This is a genomic window from Pseudomonas sp. B20(2017) (assembly GCF_002113125.1).
Lineage (GTDB): Bacteria > Pseudomonadota > Gammaproteobacteria > Pseudomonadales > Pseudomonadaceae > Aquipseudomonas.
Genome location: NZ_NEJP01000010.1, coordinates 1 through 21,081, shown reverse-complemented (window position 1 = coordinate 21,081; position 21,081 = coordinate 1). Strand labels below are relative to the sequence as shown.

Here is a 21,081-nt window from a genome sequence, read left to right as displayed (position 1 = left end):
CCAGCCAAGACAACCAATAAATCACTGCCCCACCGCCACACTCGTCGGCGCTTCACCCGGCGTCACGATACTGTTCAGGTCGATGTGTTTCCACTCGGGTTTGGCCCCCAGCCGTGCATTGAAGCGGTAGTTGAAGGTGAACTCATCCGCCGTCGCCACGCTCAGTGGTTTGCCGTAGACCGCTTCGATTCCCGGCAGGTCGTAGCCCATCAACTGCAACAGGGTCGGGAAGATGTTGTAGTGACTGGAGCGATCCTTGTTCGCCGCCAGTTGCGCCGACCAGTCGAGCGTGTGCAACTGTTCGCCCTGAATCACCACCAGCGGCACCAGCCCTTCTTCCTCCACCGGGTCGCCGCCGCAGTGGGTATTGAGTCCCGGATTGCCGCGTTCGTGCAAATCCTGGCCGTGGTCCGAGGTGTAGATCAGCAGCGCGTTGTTCAGATTGGCCTGGGCAAACACTCGCGAGAAAAACTCGCCGACATTCCACAGCACGGTGTTCTTGTAGGCGTTGCGGTACAGCACCCAGTCATCCGGCTGGCCGTTGAAACCGGTGCGTTCGCCAGTGTCGGCAACTTCCGTGAACTGCCCGCGCGGCAAGGTCGGGCGGTAAGCCATGAAAGCGTCCGGGTATTTGTCGTGTACCGGAAAATGCGCGCCGACCTTGTTGATCAGCACCAGCTCCGGCTTGTCGTCGTTGAGCAGTTCGATCAGCTTGGCCGCGGCGGCCATGTCGCGGTCGCGCACGCTGGTCTGGTCGAATTGCACGAATTCGTCGATGTCCTTTTTCTCGGCGTCGTTCATCAGGTTCTGCAGGTTGCCGCCGGTGCGCTGAGCATCGATGTAGACCGTGCGCATGCCGGCCTTTTTGGCGTATTGCCAGATCGACGGCAGCGTGCTGTTGATCCGCATGTAGTCGGCGCGCGTGCCGCCGTAGCGCAGGGTGATGTTGGTGTCGGCGCTGCAATTGGCGATGGACGCCGCGTAACCGTAATTGAAGATCTCGACGCCCGGACGGGCCTGTTTGAGGTTGCTGTGCACGCCGAACGGCGCGTTGATGTCCAGGTAATTGCCCGAAATGCTCTCGTCGATGATCAGCACGATGTCATGGCCGACCGCCGGACCATTTCGCGCCAGGGTCACCGCCTCACGGGGGCCGACGGTGTTGTGCAGCGCCTCATAGCCAAACAGGTTCAGATAGGCCAGCGGCGTGTACATGATCGGCAAACCCCGCGCGCCCTCCCCGGCCCGCACGAACAAAACGGCACTGAGCAGCAGCACGCCGCAAAACGGCGCCGCCACGCGCAAGGCATTGGGCACCGGAATCGAATGACGGGGTTTGAGACCGATGCCGATCAGCAGCAACAACCCGTTGAGCAGCCCGTGGATGATCGCTCCCCGGTACTGATACGCCGCCTCCTGGATGAAGCCGCCGGAGTACACCAGCGAGACGAAACTGCTGTAAGTCAGGTAATCGGCGGTCACCCTCGTATAAACATCGAAAAACACCGCTGAAACAAACATTACTAATGCGAACAAGTGTCGAATGAAAGTCTGACGTATATAGGCCGTTAGTAATAATGCGAAAGTCAGCGCCAAAAACATCGCGCCAAAAAGCAGTACAGAAAAACCGAACCCGATAGCATTTAACCGCTCAAGGTAATAATCGGAATAAAACAGCAGATAAATAATTAAAAGCAGTTCTTTCAAATATCTAAACATGGCGATTCCGGAACGCTTGAGCAGCGCGAGTCAAGAGTTTGTCGGTCAAAACCTGACACTAGCACCGGGCCATCAAAGCGCAAGAAATGCCGGGTTTTTCATAAAAGCGTCAAAAAAACATTGACTCAAAACTGACACACCTTGATCGCTGGAAGTCTTTGATTTCGAGGGCTACCACCGTTTGTCGCTTTCTTTTAAATGTGAAAAACATGTCAAGAACGGGACAAATCCAGCTACAGCAAGCACTTGATGGCCATTCGCCCCCAAAAACGGGGGTGTTATACACGTGCAACATGTCATTTTGCTGACATGCTTTTCCAACTCTGCGCTATACCCCTTTTGACAGTTCAAATTTGATCTTCCCACCACCGTCTTACGAGGCACGCCAATATGGACGTGAGCGTATTTGGTACGGGCTATGTTGGCCTGATACAAGCTGCTGCACTTGCCGATGTCGGACATCGGGTTATGTGCGTAGATATTGATCCGAACAAGATCAAGCAATTACAACAGGCAGTTCCTCCTATTAGTGAACCGGGCCTTTCGGCAACTTTGGAAGAGAACATCAAAGCGGGTCGTTTGTTGTTCAGCACCCAAGCTAGCGACGCGGTGGAACATGCCGCATTGATCTTCATTGCCGTGGGCACGCCGGCCGACGAAGACGGCTCGGCTGACCTCAGTCATGTGCTGAATGTCGCTCGACAGATCGCCAGTTTCATGGAGGACGATCGCACGCTGATCATCAAATCCACGGTGCCGGTCGGCACGGCGGATCAGGTGTCGCACACCGCTGAAGAAGAACTGCAACGGCGCGGCAAAAGCGCCCTGGCGGTGCGGGTGGTGTCCAACCCCGAATTTCTCAAGGAAGGCAGCGCCCTCGCCGACTGCATGCGACCTGACCGGATCATCATCGGCACCCGCGACGATATTGCACGGGAGCAGATGAGCGAGCTGTACGCGCCGTTCTGCCGCAACCACGAAAAACTGATGTTCATGGACAACCGCAGCGCCGAGCTGACCAAGTACGCGGCCAACGCGATGCTCGCCACCCGCATCAGTTTCATGAACGAGCTGGCCAACCTCACCGAACTGCTCGGCGCCGACATCGAAGCGGTACGCAAGGGTATCGGCTCCGATCCGCGCATCGGCTATCACTTTATCTACCCCGGCTGCGGTTTTGGCGGCTCGTGCTTTCCCAAAGACTTACGCGCCCTGCTGCACACCGCCGAACACAACGGCATGCCGCTGAAACTGCTGCGCAGCGTCACCGACGTCAACGACAGCCAGCGGCACATCCTGTTCAGCAAACTCAAGGCGCAATTCCCTCAAGGCCTGGCCGGCAAATCGATCGCGATCTGGGGCCTGGCGTTCAAGCCCAACACTGATGACATGCGTGAAGCCCCAAGCCGCTATCTGATGGATGCGCTGTGGGCCGAAGGCGCCAGCGTGCAGGCCTACGATCCGGAAGCGATGTCCGAATGCCGGCGCATTTACGGTTACCGCAATGACCTGCACCTGTGCGCCACCCGCGACGACACCCTGGAGGATGCCGACGCACTGGTGATCTGCACCGAGTGGAAGAATTTCCGCGTGGTGGATTTCGAGCTGCTGGCCAGCAAGCTGCGCTCCAAAGTCATTATCGACGGCCGCAACCTCTACAACCCGGAACAAGTCGCAGCCGCCGGTCTGCACTACAGCGGCATCGGTCTGCGCCACATCGCACCTGACGGGTTGCGGCCATGAAAATCCTCGTTACCGGTGCGGCCGGGTTCATTGGTGCTCATTGCGTACTGCGGCTGGTGCGCGACGGGCATCAGGTGATTGGCCTCGACAACTTCAACGGCTACTACGATCCGCAGCTAAAGCACGATCGGGTGGATTGGGTGCGCGAACAGACGGGGGATTTCCAGCTCGCCACGATTGACCTGGCGGACGCGTCGGCTCTGCAAGCGCTGTTCGTGCGCGAACGGCCACAAGTGGTCGTGCACCTCGCGGCGCAGGCAGGCGTGCGCTATTCGCTGGAGAATCCACGGGCGTATCTGGACAGTAATCTCGACGGTTTTCTGAACATCCTGGAGTGCTGCCGCCGGCACCCGGTCGAGCACCTGATTTACGCCTCGTCCAGTTCGGTGTACGGCGCCAACCAGCGCACGCCCTACTCGGTGCAGGACGGCGTCAATCACCCGCTGTCACTGTACGCCGCCACCAAGAAAGCCAACGAACTGATGGCTCACAGCTACAGCCACCTGTTCGGTATTGCATGCACCGGGCTGCGGTTTTTCACGGTGTACGGACCCTGGGGCCGGCCGGACATGTCGCCGATCCAGTTCGCCAAGGCGATCAGCGAAGGTTCGCCGCTGAAGCTGTTCAACTACGGCGAGCATCAGCGCGACTTCACCTACATCGACGACATCATCGAAAGCATCGCGCGCCTGATCGAACAACCGCCACGGGCTAATCCCGAGTGGAACCGCGAACAACCCGACCCGGCCAGCAGCATGGCCCCGTGGCGGCTGTTCAACATCGGCGGCCAGCACCCGGTGGAACTGAAAACCTACCTCGCCCTGCTGGAGAAACACCTCGGCCGCAAAGCCGTGGTGGAACTGCTGCCACTGCAACCGGGCGACGTGCTCAACACTTGCGCCGAGGCCAGCGACCTGGCCCAGGCCACCGGGTTCCAGCCCCGGATCGAGCTGGATGAGGGCCTGGGGCGATTCATCGCCTGGTTCCGCGACTACTACCCCACTGCCTGTCACCCACGCGCCGCTCGCGGCTGAACCTCAGCGGAGGACTCCATGACTGGACATGAGAAAGGTGTACCGATCCAACAGTTGGTGCGTGACAAACGCATGGATCCGGAACAGCGAATGCGCCTCGACGCGGCGATCCATCGTCAGGGTCGCGGCTGGTTCAGCGGCCGTGACGGCGGTCGCCCATGGCAACTGTCGCGCACCAATCGGGTGGTGGCCTGCCTTGGCGCGCTGATGATTCTGTTGGTGTTTTCACCATTGCTGATCGGTCTGGCGCTGGCCATCAAGTTCACCAGCAAAGGCCCGGTGATGTTCGTGCAGAAACGCACCGGTTATCGCGGGCGCAAATTCGGCATGTACAAGTTCCGGACCATGGTCGCCAACGCCGAAGAGCTCAAGGAGTCGTTGCGCCACCTGAACAAGCACGGTGCCGACGCCATCGACTTCAAGATCGACCAGGACCCGCGCATCACCGGGATCGGCGGCTTCCTGCGGCGCACCAGCCTCGACGAATTGCCCAACCTGATCAACGTAGTGACTGGCGACATGCGCCTGGTCGGCCCTCGCCCGACCTCGTTCAATGCCTATCGCTACAAGGACAGTCACCTCGCCCGCCTGGCGATCTACCCCGGCATGACCGGCCTGTGGCAGATCTCCGGACGCAGCAATATCGACTTCGACCAGCGCGTTGAGTTGGACCTCAGCTATATCGCCGAGCAGAGCCTTTTGCTTGATTTGAAGATCCTGTTGAAAACCCCTTTCAAAGTATTCAGCGGCCACGGAGCAAGCTAATGGACGGTTCAACCAACAAAAGTCTGAGCATCGCCAGCCCCAGCGAGTCGAACCTGACCTCGACCGTGCTGGACCTGGATCTGCGGATCCTGTTCCTGACCGCCGCCAACCCCGGCGCCGGCACCACCACCAGCGCCCTGGCCATGGCCAGCCAACTGGCACAGATGAGCAGCGGCCAGGTGCTGTACGTCGACGCCAGCCAGTCGGCGACCAACCTCACGCAGCAACTGAACCTGAACAAGGAGCGCGGCCTGCGCGACCTGCTGTTCAACCCCGACAACCCGCCGTTGTTGCAGGACTGTGTGGTGCAGGTGTCGAGCCTGCCGTTCCACGTGCTGCCCAACGGTCGGCCGATCCGCACCATGGAACACCTGACCGCCGAGCGCCTGAGCCCGTTGCTCGACCAGTTGGGCAGTCAGTACCGCTTCGTGGTGATCGACGGCGACGCGGTGTATTCGGCTGCCGACACCCTGGTGATCAGCACTCAGGTCGACGGTGTGGTGTTTGTGGTACGGGCCGAAGACACCCGCTGGGAAGTCGCGCAAGCGGCCGTGCAGCGGTTGACCCAGGCCGGGGCGAAGGTGGTCGGTAGCGTGTTCAACCGGCGCAAGTACTACATGCCCAAATGGCTGTACAAAAACCTGTAAGCAACCGCGAGGGATGACGCCATGAACGCCAAGATACTGGTTCTGCTGATGCTGCCGCTCGCAGGTTGCTCAAGCACTTCCGACACCCAGAACATGCCGGTGAATATCCTCACCGCCACCCCGGCCAATGCTCAGGCCACCGACATGCCCAAGGTCGAACAGACCCTGCGCCCGCAAGACGTGCTGGATGTAATCTTCCACATCAGCACCAGCGGCTCGGACGCCTACCGTGTGCAGTCGGGTGACCAGATCGGTCTCAACTTCACCGCTGCCAGCCAGCTCAACGGCAACCAGTTGGTGCTGCCGGACGGCACCATCGAGCTGCCGGGCGCCAACACCTCAGTGAAGATCGCCGGGTTGACCAGCGATGAAGCGCGCCAGGAAATCCAGCGCGCCTATCAACGAAAACAGCTGTTCCAGCCCAACCGCAATCAGTTGACGGTGCAGATCATCAGCCCGCTGACCAACGAGCAGAACCTGAAAAACGCCCTCAACCACCCGGCCACCGGCATGAGCCGCGAGATCACTGTCGGCACCGACGGCTACGCGAGCTTCCCGGAAATCGGCGCCGTGCCGCTGCAAGGCATGACCGTCAACCAGCTCGAAACCTTCCTCAACAAGAAGTACGCGCAACTGCCGGGGCGGATGACCGTGGACGTGCTGCTCAAGTCCACTGCCGGCAATGAAATCTACGTGCTGGGCGAAGTCGGTCAGCCGGGTTCCTACCCGATCCGCCGGCCAGTGTCGGTGCTTGAAGCGCTGACCCTGGCGCGCGGCACCAACGTCAAGGCGCGGCTGGATTCGGTGGTGATCATGCGCCGCAACGGCAATCAGGTGCAGGCCGTGCGTTACGACGTCGAGAAAGCGTTGTCGGGCGAGGCGCCGCAAATCGCCTACCTGCAACCGGACGACATGCTCTACGTGCCGAAAACCAAACTGGCCAGCGCCGGCGAACTCGCCCGGCAACTGGCCGACGTGGTGCTGTTCCAGGGTGTGGGTTTCAGCTTCGGCTACCGCGTCGACAACAAAGACAGCAACAACAACTGACTCTCAGGTGACCGATCATGAATCCAAAGGAAAACTACCTGCATGAGTTCTTCAGGATCTTCTTCGCCAACAAGCAACTGGTGAAGCGTGTCTTCCTGATCTTTGCAGTGATCGCGCTGGTGCTGCCGCTGTTGCTCAAACAGAGCTTCGATATCACCGCTCAGGTGATCGTGCAGTCGAAAAAACTTTCACAGGGCGACGCCACCACGTCGCTGACCGTGGATAACGCCACCTTCATTCCGCCGTCGCTGGCGGACATGGAAACCGAGAGCAATATCCTGCGCTCGCCGGCGCTGATCCGTCAGACCATCAGCGAGCTGCGCGACAAGGGCGAATACACTCCGTCGCCCGGCATGTTCAGCAAACTGGTGAGCGAGCCGTTCAAGCGCTACATCAGCTCGCCGCTGCGTCAGTACGTGATCAACCCCGTGCGCAACACGCTGGGGCTCGAGACCGATCCGGTGCGCGACACTGCACTCGATGCACTGACCCAGCAAGCCATGGACAGCCTGAAAATCGAGACCCTGCCTGGCTCCAACGTGATCTCGATCGTCTACAGCTTCCCCGATCCGCATCAAGGCACGACCTTCGTTTCCGCCTTGCTGCAAAACTACCTGGTGAGCCGTCAGGCACTGCAATCGATCGACCTGCCGCAATCGTTCTACGAAACCAAGAAGCATCTGTATCAGGTGCGTCTCGATGGACTGGAAGGCAATCGTCAGGCGCTGCTGGAAAGTGTCGGTGCGTCCGATCCGAAAGAAGAAATCACCTTCCGCCTCAACGCGATCAACACCGAAGAACAGGCGCTGAACCTGTATCGCGATCGCCTGCTGCAAAGCCAACGCTGGCTGGAATACCTGAAAACCAGCCTGGCCGCCGCCAGCAACAACAAGCTCAACGACTACACCTTCCCCTACACCTTCACCACCACCGTGGACAACGTGGCGTTTGAAGACCGGGAAATCAAACAGCTGGGCGAGCAACTGACCACTCAGGTCAGCCGCTACATGAACGATCTGGCCGTGTTCCAGCCCGGCAGCGAACCGATGCTGCTGACCCGCGAACAAATCGCCCGTACCCGCCAGCAGTTCCTCAAAGTGGTGAGCAACCGCATCCAGGAACGCACCAACGACCTGGCCGTGGTACAGCAAGTGATCGATCAGAAAACCGCGCGCATCGCCGAGTTCAAGGCGCGCATCCATGAGTTGCAGCAGACCCAAAGCAAGCTGCGGCAGATGGACACCGAGATCGACGCGCTGCACGCCGCGTTCTCGACCTACGCCCAGCGTTTTGCCGAAAGCAGCACCACTCGCTCGCTGAACGACGACTTGTCCAACGCCCGGGTCTTGAGCCCACCGTTCGAGCCGACCGAAGCGGCGTTCCCGAAACCGATGCTGATCATTCCGTTCGGGCTGTTCACCGGTCTGTTACTCGCGATTGCACTGGTCTACGTGCGTGAGTTCTTCGATCACCGCTTCAAACACCCGGCGCAAATCAGCCACGAACTGGGCCTGCCGGTGCTGCTGGTGATCAACGATCAAAATGCACTGCCGAGCAATCCGCACAAGAACTGGACCGTACCAAGCTTCGTGCACTGGGTGCGCAATTGAACACGCCGTCCTCCCCGAACGCCGCCCTGCCGATCATGCATTTGCTCAGCAGCGGCGGGTTCTACGGGGCCGAGCGGATGTTGCTCGATCATTGCCAGGCGACGCCGGGGCAGCACCAGGTGCTGTTCCTCGATGCGCCGCCGGAACTGATCGCGCGTTTTCGCGAGGCCGGCGTCGATGCACAAGGCTGCGCAGGGCTCGCTGCCCTGCTGCGGCACTTGCGTCAGCGGCGCGGTGAACGTCCGTTGATCAACACCCACAATTTCAAAGGCCTGTTGTTCGGCTGGGTCGGCGCCTCGCTGTTGCGTCTGCCGCTGGTGATCACTCAACACGGTTTTACTCCGCGCAGCCGCAAGCAGAAGTTCTACACCTGGCTGAGTCTGCAACTGTGCCGCACGGCGTCGGTGGATCGGGTGGTCTGCGTCGCTGAAAGCATCGCGGTGTTGCACCGTCAGGCCAGCGTGCGCGCCGAGAAGTTGCAGGTGATCCCCAACGGATTGCCGGCAGCCGCTGCCCTGCTTTCCGATGCACCCCGGCAACGCTGGCTCGCCGGTTACGTCGGGCGTCTGAGCAGTGAAAAAGGCCCGGATCTGTTTCTCGACGCGCTGATCCCGCTGTGTCATCAGCACCGGCAACTCGATGCAGTGATGCTCGGCGATGGCCCGGAACGCGAAGACTTGCAGGCACGGATCGACGCCGCCGGTTTGCAGCAGCGCATCCGCTTGCCGGGTTACCAGACCGACATGCGTCACTGGTGGCAGCAACTCGATGCGCTGGTGATCAGCTCGCGCACCGAAGGCACGCCGATGATTCTTTTGGAAGCGATGCAGGCCGGGGTGCCGGTGGTGGCATTCGGCGTCGGCGGAATTCCCGACGTGCTGGAGCACCGCCACAACGGTTTGCTCGCCGCCCCGACCGACAGCGCCGCCCTCGCCCGCCAGCTCGACACGTTGCTGTCCGAGCCAGGCCTGGCGCGGCAACTGCGCGACAACGCAAAACGCACGCAACAGGATCGCTACGACCTCAAGGCCCTGGCCGAACGCTGGTCGCAGCTGTACATCCGCACGGCACGGGAGGCACGCGCATGATTTTCCCGCTCTCGATCGTCAGTCTGCTGGGCCTGGTCTGCATCGCTCTGCTGGCCAGCCCCTGGCCCTACCTTGCGCCGGGCGCAGTGCTCGGTCTGGTGGGGTTCGCGGTGTTGTACCGCAAACCGACCTGGGGCCTGCTCGGCATTGCCGCCCTGGTGCCGTTCGAGGGTTTCTTCAAGGACAGCTCTCTGTCGGGCAGCAAACTGATCGGCGCTTCGCTGGCGGTGATCCTGATGCTGCAACTGGCGATGCACCAGATTCCCTCGGATCGCCTGCGCAGCAATATCTGGCGCTTTCTGATCGCCTTTATGACTCTGTACTTTCTGAGCCTGCTCAACACCGATGACATGGGTATGTCGCTCGGTCACCTGCGGGAAATCAGTGTCGGCCTGATTCTGTTTGTCATCACCCTGTTGATCGGCCGCGAATTGAACCTCGACCTGTTCGCCCGACTGGTGACCCTGGCTGTCAGTACGACCTGCGCCATGGCCATGTTCTCCACCAAATTCCAGGATCAGGGGCGCGCCGCCGGCCTGCTCGAAGACCCCAACGCCTTCGCTCTGCTGATCGCGTTTGCCATTCCGCTGGGGCTGCTGCTGGTGATCCGCAGCCCGAACCTGTTGCACCGGCTGTTCTGGGGCGGATGCTGTCTGCTGTTGCTTGGCGGCATGACCAAGACCGAATCGCGCTCCGGGCTGGTGGTGCTGGCCTTGAGTCTGGTGATCGGTTGCTGGCACTACCGTACGCAACTGGCGCGGATCCGTCCGCGTCACCTCGGCTTTGCCATGCTCGGTGCAGCGATCGTGATTCCGTTGGCGATCTATGCAATGCCCGCCGGTTACATCGCGCGCATTCAATCGCTGAGCGTCTTGAGCGCGGGTGCCAAAGGCCACAACGATGAATCCCTCGGCCGCCGTGCCTCGTACATCGTGGTCGGCGGCCAGATGATCCGCGAGAACCCGCTGCTCGGTTCCGGCCCCGGCACCTTCCCGCTGCACTACGCCACCACCGGTTACGCCAAAGCGTTTTCCGCCAACCGCAAGATCGGCGACCTGTACCGCCGGGCGCACAACACCTACCTGGAAATATTCAGTGAACTGGGGGTTCCCGCCGGCCTGATGTTCGTCGGCATGCTCGCGCTGGGCCTGTACAACCTGATGCGTGCGCGCAAGGAATGGATGCTGCGGCGCAACTGGCAACAGGCGGATCTGATGACCCACCTCGGGGTGAGTTTCCTGTCGCTGACGCTGTTCCTGATGTTCCTCAGCGCGCCGAACCAGAAATACCTGTGGATCATGCTCGCGCTGACCAGCGTCCTGCGCCTGAAAGCCGAGCAGGCGCCGATGACGGAGGCCACAGCATGAGCCGGATCAGTATTGTCATCCCGATGTTCAACGAGGCGCGGCACATTGGTCGCACCCTGCTGGCCGCGCAAAAAGCCGCCCACGCGGCGAATGTCGAATGCGAGCTGATCGTGGTCGACAACGGCTCCAGCGACGACGGACCACAGATCGCCCGGCAGTTCGGGGCGCATGTGTTGGTGATGCCAGGCCTGTTGATCGGCGCGTTGCGCAATCGCGGCACGGCCATCGCCACCGGAGAATGGCTGGCGTTCATCGACGCTGATATCGAGATGCCTGAAGACTGGCTCACCCAACTGTTCGCGCTCGAAGCCGAAGGCCAGGCCGATGTCTTCGGGCTCGACCTGCACACCCCCGCCGCCGCGCCGTGGTACGCCACCGCGTGGCAACGCCGAACCCTGCGCCCGACGAATCACGCCGCCCATGTCGTCGACTGGCTGCCCAGTGCCAACCTGCTGCTGCGCCGGCGCTGGTTCGACAAGGTCGGCGGTTTCAATGAAAACCTGCGCACCGGCGAAGACAAGGAATTCACCCTGCGCCTGCACGAACACGGCGCGCGGTTGCTCGCGGTCAACGAAAGCGTGGCCCTGCACTGGGGCTACGAAATGAACTGGCGCGAATGGATGGGCAAGGAAATGTGGCGTCAGGGCAGTCATCTGCAACTGCTGCGCACCCACGGATTCAGCCTGCGCTTGTTGCGCTTCCCGTCGCTGTCGCTGGTGGCGTGGGTCCTGGATCTGCTGGCGATTTCCGCGCTGCTCAACGGTTTCCCCCACCACGCGGCAATCATGGTGACCATGACGCTGATCCCGGCGCTGGTGCTCAGTGTGCGCCAGAGCCATCGTCAACATGACCTCGGCTTCACCCTGCAATTGTGGGGCCTGCACTGGGTGCGTCTGCACCTGGCCGGTGCCGCGTTCATTCTCAGTCTGTGTCATTGGAACGCCAGGAGGCCTGCCCGTGGCTGAATTCATTTTCTGGATGTGCCTGCTGCTGCCGGTCTACGCCTATGTCGGCTACCCGCTGCTGCTGACGCTGCTTGCGCCGCTGTTCCCGGCGTGGCGCCACAGCCCGGCACCGCCGCTGAACATCAGCATCGTCATCGCCGCCCACAACGAAGCGCGGCACATCGAACACAAGCTGCGCTCGCTGCTGTCCCAGGATTATCAACCGGCGACCCTGCAAATCATCCTGGCCAGCGACGGTTCCACCGACGCCACCGTGGCCTGCGCGCACAAGGTCGTCGACCCGCGAATCACCGTGCTCGACCTGCCCCGCCAGGGCAAGGCCGCCACGCTGAACGCAGGTACGGCGCTGGCCACGGGCGACATTCTGGTGTTCACCGACGCCGACAACCAATGGTCGCGGGAAACCCTCGGCTACCTGCTCGCGCCCCTGAGCGATCCGCAGGTCGGCGCCTGCGCCGGGCACATGGTAATCCCGGTCACCGGCGGCGGTTTGAGCATCGGCGACAGCCTTTATCGGCACTACGAAGGCTGGTTGCGTCGGGTCGAGAACCGCACCGGTTGCATGGTCTCCGCCGACGGCGCCCTGCTCGCCCTGCGCCGCGAACTGTTCGAGAACGTGCCGGCAGAGGTCAACGACGATTTCTTCATCAGTACCTGTGCGCCGGTGAAATTCAAACGCATCGTCTACGTGCCCGAAGCGCAAGTGATCGACCACGGCGTGGATGAAGCCGACAAGCAATTCCGCCGTCGCCAGCGGGTCACCGTCGGCGGGCTGCAAAGCCTGGCGCAACGCAGTGAACTGCTCAATCCGTTCAAGCACGGGCTGTATTCGATTGCGTTGATCAGCCACAAGCTGATCCGCCGCCTGGCGCCGATCCTTTTGCTGCCGCTGCTGCTGAGCAATTTCTGGCTGTGGGAAGAGCACGGTTTCTATCGCCTGAGCCTGATCGCGCAACTGATCGGCTACGCCATCGCGATTGCCGGCCTGCTGGATTCGCAACACCGCTTGCCCAAACCGTTCCGCCTTGCGGCATTCCTGCTGGTAACACTGGCGGGCATGAGCATCGGCCTGTGGCAGTTCCTGCGCGGCCAGCGTTACGCCCAGTGGAACCCTGACCAAAACCGTTGAGAGGGACAGAGCCATGGCGATCAAACAACTGATTAAACGCACCAGCGGCTGGCTCTATCTCAACTCGTCCGTGGGGCGAAACCAGTTACACGGCGCCGGCGTCATCCTGATGTTGCACCGGGTGCTGTCCAACGACCGCGCCGCCGACCTGCCGCACCGCAACGAACTGTGCGTCGGGCCCAAGGCCTTCGAGCACTTGCTGGTGTGGCTGCGCAAGCATTTCGATTGTGTGCCGCTGATGGAAATCCTCCAGCCCAACGCCTTGCGCACCGAGCGTCCGCAAGTGGCGCTGACCTTCGACGACGGCTGGCGCGACAACGCCGCCAACGCCTTCCCGCTGCTGCAGAAACATCAGGTGCCGGCGAGCATTTTTCTGTCCACCGATTTCATCGGCAGCCGTCAGCGTTTCTGGTGGGAAAGCATCGGCGAAACCCTGTGGGGCAGCCATGGCGAAAAAGCCCGCACGCACCTGATCGAATGCCTGCGATCGATCGGCCAGCCGTTGCCAGTACTGCTGGATGACATCGATGTGGATCGGCGCAGCCTGACCCTGTTGCATTACCTGCAAGGGCTTAAAGCGCTTGACCCGATGATGCTCGAACGCCTGACCGACGAGTGCCCGCAAGAGTCGCAACCCCAGGCACTGGACTGGCATCAGGTGCGGGCGATGGAGTCTTCCGGTCTGGTGCGTTTCGGCCCCCACGGCGCCAGTCACGCTATCCTCACCGGCCTTGACGATGTGCGCCTGGGCGAAGAAATCAGCCGCAGCCGCGATGCCATGTTCAATGGCTGCAACCGGCCGCTGCCGGTGTATTGCTACCCCAACGGCGACAACGACGAGCGGGTGCGCGAACAGATCGCCCATCACGATTACCCCTTCGCGCTCGGCACTGGCAGCGGCATCTATCGCGGCGCAGGTGATCCGCTGAACCTGCCGCGTTTCGGTGTCAGCCAGCGCACCGCGCGCAATCCGGAACTGCTGTCGTGGCGGATCTATCGCGGGGCGCGGCCATGAGTCGAAGCAGTTACCTCAAGCATCTGGCGCTGAGCATGGGCACCAAACTGGCGATGATCGCCCTGCGCCTGCTGAGGAATGTGCTGCTGGCGCGAATTCTCGGCCCCAGCGAACGGGGCCTGTTCGCTCTGCTCAGCACTTTGCCGGATCTGATCAGCGCGGCCACCAGCGGCGGTTTGAATTCGGCGGTCGGTTATCAGGCGGCCAAGCAACGGCCGATGGGGTTGTTGCTGGCTCAGGTGCTGGTGTTCGGCTGCTTGCTCGCCGGTTTGTTGACCTTGCTGGTGGTGGCGCTGGTGCGCGAGTTCGGCAGTGAACTGGACGTGACCGTGCAACTCGGTCTGCTGGCCTGGCTGTTGCTGCTGGCGGTGCCGTTGACCGTTCTCAAAAGCGGTCTGCTGACCCTTCACAATGCGTCCGGCGGGGTGGTCGCGTTCAATGCCTTGCGCCTGGTGGAATCGTTGGCGCCGCTGCTGCTGTTTCTCGCGCTGTTCTGGATGTGGAAAGAAGCGGCGCTTGAAGCGGCGCTGATCAGTTGGCTGGCCGGCATCAGTCTGGTGGTACTGGTCGGCTGGCTGTGGCTCAAACGCGCGCAGCCGTTGCAGCTGCAATGGGACCGCGCCAGCCAGAACGAACTGCTGCGCTTCAGTGCGCGCAGCCATCCCGATCTGCTGTTCCAGCAAGTGATCCTGCGTTCCGATTACCTGTTCATCGGCGCCCTGCTCGGCAGCACCGCCCTCGGACATTACGCGATGGCCAGCGCCGCCGCCGAGTTGCTGCTGATCGTCCCGGAAGCGGTGACCACACCGCTGATGAAGCGCCTGCTGCAACAGGACGAAGGCATGGACAAGGTCACCCCGCTGGCCCTGCGCCTGACCGCCACGGTGATGCTCGGCGCCTGCCTGACCATGGCCGTGATCGGCGAATGGCTGATCGTCACCCTGTTCGGCGTCGCCTACCAACCGGCGTATCCGGCGCTGCTGGCGTTGCTGCCGGGGCTGCTGGGCCTGTGCTACGCGAGCATCCTGCGCCTGGACCTGATCGGCAAAAATCGCCCCGGCACGGTGTCGTTGATGATGGGGATCGGCGCGCTGTTCAACCTTGCGCTGAATCTTTTGCTGATTCCGGCCTACGGCATCGTCGGCGCGGCGGCGGCTTCGTCGATTGCCTATCTGGCGGTGACCGTGGCGATGCTGGTGTTGTACTGCCGGTTGAGCGGCGTGGCGTTCTGGCAAACCCTGATCATCGTGCCCAGCGACCTCACACCGATGTGGCTGATGTTGCAGCGCCGCTTTTTACAACGGAAATCCGCATGAAAGGCCTGGCCCTGCTGCTCGGTCTCGGTCTGTCGCTGGATGCCTTTGCGGCGTCGATGCGCTGGGGCGACATTCGTGACGGCAGCCTGTACCTGCAAGCGGATCGCCCCGACACGGTGACCGTGCGCTGGGCGCCGGCGTGGCAGGCGGAGGCCAACGAAGAGCACATTTACCTGCTCGACGGCCGGGGACAATTGCAGGACGAGCGCTTGATCAAGGCCAGTGAAACCCGTGGCAGTCAGAGCTGGCCGTTGGCGCCGGGCGCCGCGAGTTATCAGCTGGAGATCCCCGGCTACAGCTTCCGCAGTTATCGGGTCGAACACGACGAAAACACCGTCGCCCTGTTCGCCCCGGCCAAGGTGCATTTCAGTGCGGAAACCCGTAACGGCGATGAACTGTATTTCAAAGTCGCCGCAGGTGAGCACGCGATATTGGCGGGCAAGTTCCACGGCGGGGTCAGCGCCCTGCAAGCGCAGCGGGTCGAAGATGGACAACAGCTGTCCTTGGCGCTGAAACCCTATCGCGCCTATTGGCAGTTCGATCAGGTGGCGTTGCCGGTCAGCGAGCACGAACAGGTCTGGCGCCTGCGTCTGCAAGGCAGCGGCAAAGCGGCGTTCTGGCTCGATGGCACGGCCAATCTGTTTGCGCAGACCCCGCAACAGCTCAAACCGCTGCGCGAAGACGACGGCCAGACGCGCCTGACTCTGCACGACAAAGTCCTCGGCCGCACCCCGGATCTGGGCATCGCCCTGCCCTACGTGATGCCGCCGCCGGCTAGTCATCCGCTGCTCGATGCGCTAAAACCGACGGCCGCCAGTTTCTACAGTTTTGTCGACGTAACGGCGAGCAAACCCCACTTCGAAGATGCGTTTCGCCAGGTCTATCAGGATCGTTTCGGCATTCGTCAGGACATCACGTTGCTCGCCGGCAGTCAGCGTCAGGCCGATCTGCGCGCCGACGTGCAAAGCAACAGCGGCCTCGACGCCTGGCTCGCCGGCACCCGTGCGCTGGGCGGCAAAGGCACGCACTACATCGGGTTCGCCGACGAGCCCAACCTGAATTATTCGAGCTACGAGCAATACCGTTCGATCTTCACCAGCATGGCCCGCCAAGTACGCAGCGACCCCGCCAATGCAAAAGCAGGCGTGCGCATCGCGATGCCGGCCAGTTCGCGATTGGTCAACGGCCCGTTCGCCGACAACGCGGCCAACAAGCGTGGCATCGATTGGGCCCGGCGCCTGCTGAATGAGTCCGCCGATCAGGTCGATGCGCTGGCCTGGCACGAATGGATGATTCGCGACCTGCTCGCCACCCGGGTCTACCGCGACAGCGTGCGCCGGGCGGCGGATCTGGTCGGCCTCGACGCCAAGGGTCAGCCGCGCAAGGCCTTGCTGCTGGACCAGACCAACCTGTCCAGCGGCTCGAGCCTGAGCCCCTACGATCAGGAAACCCATTTAACTTCGCTGTGGTGGGCCTCGGTGGTGATCAACGCCTCCCAGGACGGTTTGCTGACGATGCTCAACTGGTTCCAGGCCGCCGATGAGCCGCAATATCCCAAAGGCATGTTGCGGGTGCTGGGCGATGACCGTTTCGAATTGAAACCCGTGGGCCTGGCCCAGCAGTTCATCCAGCAGCACTGGCTGCAGAACGTGCTGTGGCTGGAGAACGACGCGTTCGAAGTCGATGTGCTGGCGATGGCCGGCGACGATCAACGCGGGCTGCTCGGTGTAAACAAAGGCACGCGCTTACAGCGTGTCGATCTGGCGGGCGCCAAATGCCCGTTGAACAACGGCGCCCTGCGCTACTTCGGCGCGGACAATCGCAGCCGCGACGCACCTTTTCACTGCCAGGACGGTCGAGTGCGTTTCGAACTCCCGGGACAGACCCTGTTTGCCCTGAGCTGGAGCGCTTCATGACCGCCCTTTTGATGTTTGGCCGCGCGGGCCTCGCGCCGCGCGATACATCGTCATCAGGAGTGAACAGCATGAATGTCCTGCAAAAACTCAGCGCCCACATCAAGCAGAAAGGCCTGCGGGCCACGCTGGCCAAGGTGTGGAAACACTACATTTTTTCCCATCAGGAACTGCTGTGGATGGAGCGCGATCTGGTCAGTCCGGTGCCGCCCCACAGTCTCAAACCCTACCCGCCGCTGCGGGTGGTGAAGATCACCCCGGACAACGCCAGTGCCTTCGCCCGCTATTTCGGCGACCGCGTCGGCACCATGGCGGAACTGGCCCGGGAAGATCACACCGGGCACATGCATCTGGACGATCAGGGCGACGCAGTGGCCTTCATCTGGGGCTGTCCGCACAACTATTTCGACCGGCATTACTACGGTTGCGAGTTTCCGGTGAAACCCGGCGAGTTCTTCGAGTTCGGCGGTGAACTGACCCGCGCCTACTGGGGCACCGAACTGTCGGTGGACCTGCAACTGGAACTGTGGAAAGCCATGGCCGCCCAGGGCTGCGACAAAGTCGTGGACGTCTGCGAGTTCCACAACATCCCGGCACTCAAGCTGCACCTGCGCATGGGCTATGCCGAACAGGGCCGGATCATGAATGTGTATGAGTTGTTCGGCCGCTGGCGCTTCTACCGCGAAACCCGTTACAGCGGCTCGCGCCTGGATGCGCTGCGCAAACCTTCCCGTCCACCTGTCACAGCAACGGCGACCTGAGCCTATGGCGCAATTCGAATGGCGCACCTCGTTGTGCGCACCTGACTTCCCGGCGGCGGCCTATGAAGCGCTGCGCCTGCGGGTGACGGATCACACGCCGTTCAACAGCCTCGACTGGTTGTGTGCGGCAGAGCAGGCGCTCGACGCGCACGAGCGCCTGCATGTATTGCTGGGTTGGGAAGCAGACGAATTGCGCCTGTGCCTGCCACTGGTGGCGAGTCTTGAACGGTTTTTCGAATTGCCGTTTCGGGTGGTGCATCACCTGGGTTATCCGCTGGCCGATCGCCTGGCATTGTTATCACTGCTGAACGCCCAAGACATGCGCCAGGCCCTGCGGCTGATTCGCCAGCGAGTGCCTCACGCCCTGCTGCAACTCAACGAAATTGCCGAGCCGGTCGGCGACGAAAGCGGGCTCACCGAATGGATGACCCGCAGCTCCACCGGCGAACGTCGCTTGAGCTGCCGGGTGCCGGTGCACCTGATCAACGACGCCGACCGCCAGGAAGTCTCGGGCGACCCGCGCTACAAACTGCGCCGGGCACGCAAACGGATTGCCGCGTGCGGCGCCGAAGTCCGGCGGATCACTCCTGACGCGACCAGCATGGGTCCGTTGCTGCAGGCCATCAGCGAAGTCGAAGCAGTGAGTTGGAAAGGCGACGAAGGCGTCGGGATCTTTGCCAACGAACGCAGCCGCCGTTGCATGGAAAACGCCTTCACCGCCCTCGCCACTTCGGGCCGGGTGCGCGTGGTGATGCTGGAGCTGGACGGACGTTGCATCAGCTATCGGCTCGGCCTGTTCGAGCAGGGCCGGCTCTACGATTACAACCTCGCTTTCCTGCCGCAATACGCCGACCTCGGCAGCGGCCGGGTGTTGCTGGAGGAATGGATTCGCTGGGGGCTGGATGACAACTGGCACTGGATCGATGCCTCGCGGGTCAGCCTGGAAAACTCCAGCCATCAGCTGCATGAACGCATGACCGGGCAACTGGAGCACTGGCGCTGGAGCTTCTACTCGTGGCGCCCCAGCGGTCTGTTGCTGGGGCTCGGGCTGCGCGTCTGGCACCGGCTCAAGCCTGCGTTGCAACAATGGCGGGCGAAGCGTGCGGCGGCCAAAGCGGCGGTCGTCGCTACACCTGTGATCAACCCCACCAAGGAGGGCGAACATGCCTCGCCAAGTCATAGTCAACGCTGACGATTTCGGCCTGAGCCCGAACGAAAACGCGGTGATCCTCGGTGCGTTCCAGGCCGGGGTCATCAGTTCCGCCACCGCCATGGCCAACATGCCGGCGTTCGAAGCCGCCTGCGCCATGGCCCGGCTGCCGCTGCTGGAAGGGCGGATCGGCCTGCACTTCAACCTGACCTACGGCCGCCCCTTGAGCCGGGCCATTCTCGAGCGTCGCACTTTCTGCGACAGCCACGGCGTGTTCGACCTCAACCTGGCGCGCCACAGCCTGTGGCTGGGCCGTGAAGATCGCGAGGCGGTACAGGAAGAATTGCAGGCGCAGTGGCAGCGCTGCGTCGATCACGGCGTGCGTCCCAGCCACCTCGATTCACATCAGCACGTGCACAACATCTGGCCGATCGGCGAGATCGTCGCGCGCTTCGCCGCCCATCAAGGGGTGCCGGTGCGCCTGGCGCGCAACCTGGGGCAAAACCTCAGCCTGCCCAAACGCGTGTTCAAGGGTTTGCTCAACCGTCGGTTGCAAGGTCTGGCCGGGGTTACGGCGGATTACGTCTGCACGCCGGTGGACCTGCGCAACGCGCCCGCGCCGACCGACGGTGTGCTGGAAATAGTCGCCCATCCAAACCAGCTCGGGGCGGACTTCGGTGATGCCTATCTGCAACCCGGAGAGTCCCTGAGCCGCGTGCTAGAGCAGCGGCTGACGGGCGTTCCACGGGTTTCCTATGCCGACTTGAACAGGGATTTTCTACGCGGTGCTGCGGCACTCTGAACCGTTACACAACTTGCAATACTTTCAAAGCTGGCGCTTTGACATGAACTTGCAGGCGTGATCTATACCCACAAAAGCGACATCCACAACACCCGGGCTTCGGCCACGGAGGGCATCATGAGCGTCATTCAAAAGCTGCGTGAACGTATCAAGCAAAAAGGCCTGGGCCGCACCTTCGGCACGTTGTGGAAACGCTACGTGTTCTTCCATTGGGAACTGTTGTGGATGGAGCGCGACCTGGTCAGCCCGGTACCGCCGCACAAGCTGCGCCCCTACGACGGCCTGCGCAAAGTCGACATCACCGCCGAGAATGCCGGCGCGTTCGCCAAACACTTCGGTGACCGCGTGCAGACCATGGCCGAACTGGCCAACGAGGGCCACACCGGGCACATGTACCTGGACGCCGACGGCCATGCGGTGGCGTTCATCTGGGGCAGCATTCGCGACTACCACGACCGCCACTATTACGGCTGCACTTTCCCGGTCAAACCGGGCGAGTTCTTCGAGTTCGGCGGCGAAATGACCCGCGCCTACTTCGGCAGCAGCCTGTCGGTGGACGTCCAGATCGCCCTCTGGGAAGCCATGGCCGCTCAGGGCTGCCACAAAGTGGTGGATGTCTGCGAAACCCACAACATCCCGGCGCTGAAACTGCACATCCGCATGGGCTACCACGAACAGGGCCGCGTCACTCACGTCTATTGCCTGTTCGGCAAATGGCGGTTCTTCCGCGAAACCCGCTACGCCGGCTCACGCCTGGACCCGCTGCGCAAACCGGGACGGCCGGTGGTGACGGCGGCTGCGCAGGCTTGATCCAGTTTTGAGATTTGCGGCGTTCTCTCTACCGCTTTCGCGAGCAAGCTCGCTCCCACAGTAATTCTCGGTGAACTACATATTTGTGTACGCCGCAAACACTGTGGGAGATTCTATGGTTGAGGGGCAACCCTCAACTTGCTTTCGGCTGGTATTCGCTCTGCCCCTTTAGTAGTGCGAATACGACCCGAGCAAGTTTA

The 21,081-nt window shown here is 61.8% G+C and carries 18 protein-coding genes; 17 read left to right on the top strand and 1 reads right to left on the bottom strand.

Annotation, left to right across the window (positions count from 1 at the left end):
* Positions 1 to 21: 21 nt before the first annotated feature.
* Positions 22 to 1,719: a sulfatase-like hydrolase/transferase gene (locus CAF63_RS15815; RefSeq protein WP_085686227.1), complete on the bottom strand. Its 1,698-nt coding sequence runs from the start codon at positions 1,717 to 1,719 to the stop codon at positions 22 to 24.
* 390 nt (positions 1,720 to 2,109) lie between these two features.
* On the opposite strand from CAF63_RS15815, the gene CAF63_RS15810 reads away from it, so the two are divergent.
* The 17 genes from CAF63_RS15810 (at position 2,110) to CAF63_RS15730 (ending at position 20,881) form a co-directional block, all read left to right on the top strand.
* The gene (locus tag CAF63_RS15810; protein ID WP_085686225.1) at positions 2,110 to 3,462 is read left to right on the top strand and encodes a UDP-glucose/GDP-mannose dehydrogenase family protein; all 1,353 of its coding nucleotides are present in this window, start codon (positions 2,110 to 2,112) and stop codon (positions 3,460 to 3,462) included.
* The gene (locus CAF63_RS15805; RefSeq protein WP_085686223.1) at positions 3,459 to 4,496 is read left to right on the top strand and encodes an NAD-dependent epimerase; all 1,038 of its coding nucleotides are present in this window, start codon (positions 3,459 to 3,461) and stop codon (positions 4,494 to 4,496) included. The genes CAF63_RS15810 and CAF63_RS15805 overlap by 4 nt, the downstream gene beginning before the upstream one ends.
* Before the next feature lie 18 nt (positions 4,497 to 4,514).
* Positions 4,515 to 5,261: a sugar transferase gene (locus tag CAF63_RS15800; protein WP_085686221.1), complete on the top strand. Its 747-nt coding sequence runs from the start codon at positions 4,515 to 4,517 to the stop codon at positions 5,259 to 5,261.
* The gene (locus CAF63_RS15795) at positions 5,261 to 5,908 is read left to right on the top strand and encodes a CpsD/CapB family tyrosine-protein kinase (RefSeq protein WP_085686219.1); all 648 of its coding nucleotides are present in this window, start codon (positions 5,261 to 5,263) and stop codon (positions 5,906 to 5,908) included. The genes CAF63_RS15800 and CAF63_RS15795 overlap by 1 nt, the downstream gene beginning before the upstream one ends.
* A gap of 21 nt (positions 5,909 to 5,929) precedes the next feature.
* The gene (locus CAF63_RS15790; protein ID WP_085686217.1) at positions 5,930 to 6,955 is read left to right on the top strand and encodes a polysaccharide biosynthesis/export family protein; all 1,026 of its coding nucleotides are present in this window, start codon (positions 5,930 to 5,932) and stop codon (positions 6,953 to 6,955) included.
* Between the two features lie 17 nt (positions 6,956 to 6,972).
* Positions 6,973 to 8,565 carry a Wzz/FepE/Etk N-terminal domain-containing protein gene (locus CAF63_RS15785; RefSeq protein WP_085686215.1) on the top strand — a complete coding sequence of 531 codons (1,593 nt, stop codon included), beginning with the start codon at positions 6,973 to 6,975 and terminating at the stop codon, positions 8,563 to 8,565.
* A complete protein-coding gene (locus tag CAF63_RS15780; RefSeq protein WP_085686213.1) occupies positions 8,562 to 9,653 on the top strand; it encodes a glycosyltransferase family 4 protein in 1,092 nt (363 codons plus the stop codon). Before CAF63_RS15785 ends, CAF63_RS15780 begins: the two co-directional genes overlap by 4 nt.
* The gene (locus tag CAF63_RS15775; protein ID WP_085686211.1) at positions 9,650 to 11,020 is read left to right on the top strand and encodes an O-antigen ligase; all 1,371 of its coding nucleotides are present in this window, start codon (positions 9,650 to 9,652) and stop codon (positions 11,018 to 11,020) included. Before CAF63_RS15780 ends, CAF63_RS15775 begins: the two co-directional genes overlap by 4 nt.
* Positions 11,017 to 11,985, top strand: coding sequence for a glycosyltransferase family 2 protein (locus CAF63_RS15770; RefSeq protein WP_085686209.1), 969 nt, complete (start codon positions 11,017 to 11,019; stop codon positions 11,983 to 11,985). The genes CAF63_RS15775 and CAF63_RS15770 overlap by 4 nt, the downstream gene beginning before the upstream one ends.
* Positions 11,978 to 13,114, top strand: a complete 1,137-nt coding sequence (locus tag CAF63_RS15765) for a glycosyltransferase (protein WP_085686207.1) — start codon at positions 11,978 to 11,980, stop codon at positions 13,112 to 13,114. Before CAF63_RS15770 ends, CAF63_RS15765 begins: the two co-directional genes overlap by 8 nt.
* A gap of 13 nt (positions 13,115 to 13,127) precedes the next feature.
* A complete protein-coding gene (locus CAF63_RS15760; RefSeq protein WP_085686205.1) occupies positions 13,128 to 14,129 on the top strand; it encodes a polysaccharide deacetylase family protein in 1,002 nt (333 codons plus the stop codon).
* Complete coding sequence (locus CAF63_RS15755) at positions 14,126 to 15,445, top strand: lipopolysaccharide biosynthesis protein (RefSeq protein ID WP_085686203.1); 1,320 nt, start codon at positions 14,126 to 14,128, stop codon at positions 15,443 to 15,445. Before CAF63_RS15760 ends, CAF63_RS15755 begins: the two co-directional genes overlap by 4 nt.
* Positions 15,442 to 17,361 carry a hypothetical protein gene (locus tag CAF63_RS15750; protein WP_085686201.1) on the top strand — a complete coding sequence of 640 codons (1,920 nt, stop codon included), beginning with the start codon at positions 15,442 to 15,444 and terminating at the stop codon, positions 17,359 to 17,361. The genes CAF63_RS15755 and CAF63_RS15750 overlap by 4 nt, the downstream gene beginning before the upstream one ends.
* Before the next feature lie 68 nt (positions 17,362 to 17,429).
* Entirely contained in the window at positions 17,430 to 18,119 is a 690-nt protein-coding gene (locus CAF63_RS15745) for an N-acetyltransferase (RefSeq protein WP_085686199.1), read from the top strand.
* A 4-nt stretch (positions 18,120 to 18,123) separates the two neighbouring features.
* Positions 18,124 to 19,311 (top strand): GNAT family N-acetyltransferase, encoded by a 1,188-nt coding sequence (locus CAF63_RS15740; RefSeq protein ID WP_085686197.1) that lies wholly within the window; start codon positions 18,124 to 18,126, stop codon positions 19,309 to 19,311.
* Positions 19,283 to 20,071: a ChbG/HpnK family deacetylase gene (locus CAF63_RS15735; RefSeq protein WP_085686195.1), complete on the top strand. Its 789-nt coding sequence runs from the start codon at positions 19,283 to 19,285 to the stop codon at positions 20,069 to 20,071. Before CAF63_RS15740 ends, CAF63_RS15735 begins: the two co-directional genes overlap by 29 nt.
* Positions 20,072 to 20,188: 117 nt before the next feature.
* Positions 20,189 to 20,881, top strand: coding sequence for a GNAT family N-acetyltransferase (locus tag CAF63_RS15730; RefSeq protein ID WP_085686545.1), 693 nt, complete (start codon positions 20,189 to 20,191; stop codon positions 20,879 to 20,881).
* Positions 20,882 to 21,081 lie beyond the last annotated feature (200 nt).

Excerpts from the sequence above, each read along its gene's own strand:
- CAF63_RS15775 (WP_085686211.1), top strand. The coding sequence starts at position 9,650 with ATGATTTTCCCGCTCTCGATCGTCAGTCTGCTGGGCCTGGTCTGCATC.
- CAF63_RS15770 (WP_085686209.1), top strand. The coding sequence starts at position 11,017 with ATGAGCCGGATCAGTATTGTCATCCCGATGTTCAACGAGGCGCGGCAC.
- CAF63_RS15790 (WP_085686217.1), top strand. The coding sequence starts at position 5,930 with ATGAACGCCAAGATACTGGTTCTGCTGATGCTGCCGCTCGCAGGTTGC.
- CAF63_RS15815 (WP_085686227.1), bottom strand. The coding sequence starts at position 1,719 with ATGTTTAGATATTTGAAAGAACTGCTTTTAATTATTTATCTGCTGTTT.
- CAF63_RS15785 (WP_085686215.1), top strand. The coding sequence starts at position 6,973 with ATGAATCCAAAGGAAAACTACCTGCATGAGTTCTTCAGGATCTTCTTC.
- CAF63_RS15760 (WP_085686205.1), top strand. The coding sequence starts at position 13,128 with ATGGCGATCAAACAACTGATTAAACGCACCAGCGGCTGGCTCTATCTC.
- CAF63_RS15755 (WP_085686203.1), top strand. The coding sequence starts at position 14,126 with ATGAGTCGAAGCAGTTACCTCAAGCATCTGGCGCTGAGCATGGGCACC.
- CAF63_RS15805 (WP_085686223.1), top strand. The coding sequence starts at position 3,459 with ATGAAAATCCTCGTTACCGGTGCGGCCGGGTTCATTGGTGCTCATTGC.
- CAF63_RS15740 (WP_085686197.1), top strand. The coding sequence starts at position 18,124 with ATGGCGCAATTCGAATGGCGCACCTCGTTGTGCGCACCTGACTTCCCG.
- CAF63_RS15800 (WP_085686221.1), top strand. The coding sequence starts at position 4,515 with ATGACTGGACATGAGAAAGGTGTACCGATCCAACAGTTGGTGCGTGAC.
- CAF63_RS15745 (WP_085686199.1), top strand. The coding sequence starts at position 17,430 with ATGAATGTCCTGCAAAAACTCAGCGCCCACATCAAGCAGAAAGGCCTG.
- CAF63_RS15750 (WP_085686201.1), top strand. The coding sequence starts at position 15,442 with ATGAAAGGCCTGGCCCTGCTGCTCGGTCTCGGTCTGTCGCTGGATGCC.
- CAF63_RS15730 (WP_085686545.1), top strand. The coding sequence starts at position 20,189 with ATGAGCGTCATTCAAAAGCTGCGTGAACGTATCAAGCAAAAAGGCCTG.
- CAF63_RS15735 (WP_085686195.1), top strand. The coding sequence starts at position 19,283 with ATGCCTCGCCAAGTCATAGTCAACGCTGACGATTTCGGCCTGAGCCCG.
- CAF63_RS15810 (WP_085686225.1), top strand. The coding sequence starts at position 2,110 with ATGGACGTGAGCGTATTTGGTACGGGCTATGTTGGCCTGATACAAGCT.
- CAF63_RS15795 (WP_085686219.1), top strand. The coding sequence starts at position 5,261 with ATGGACGGTTCAACCAACAAAAGTCTGAGCATCGCCAGCCCCAGCGAG.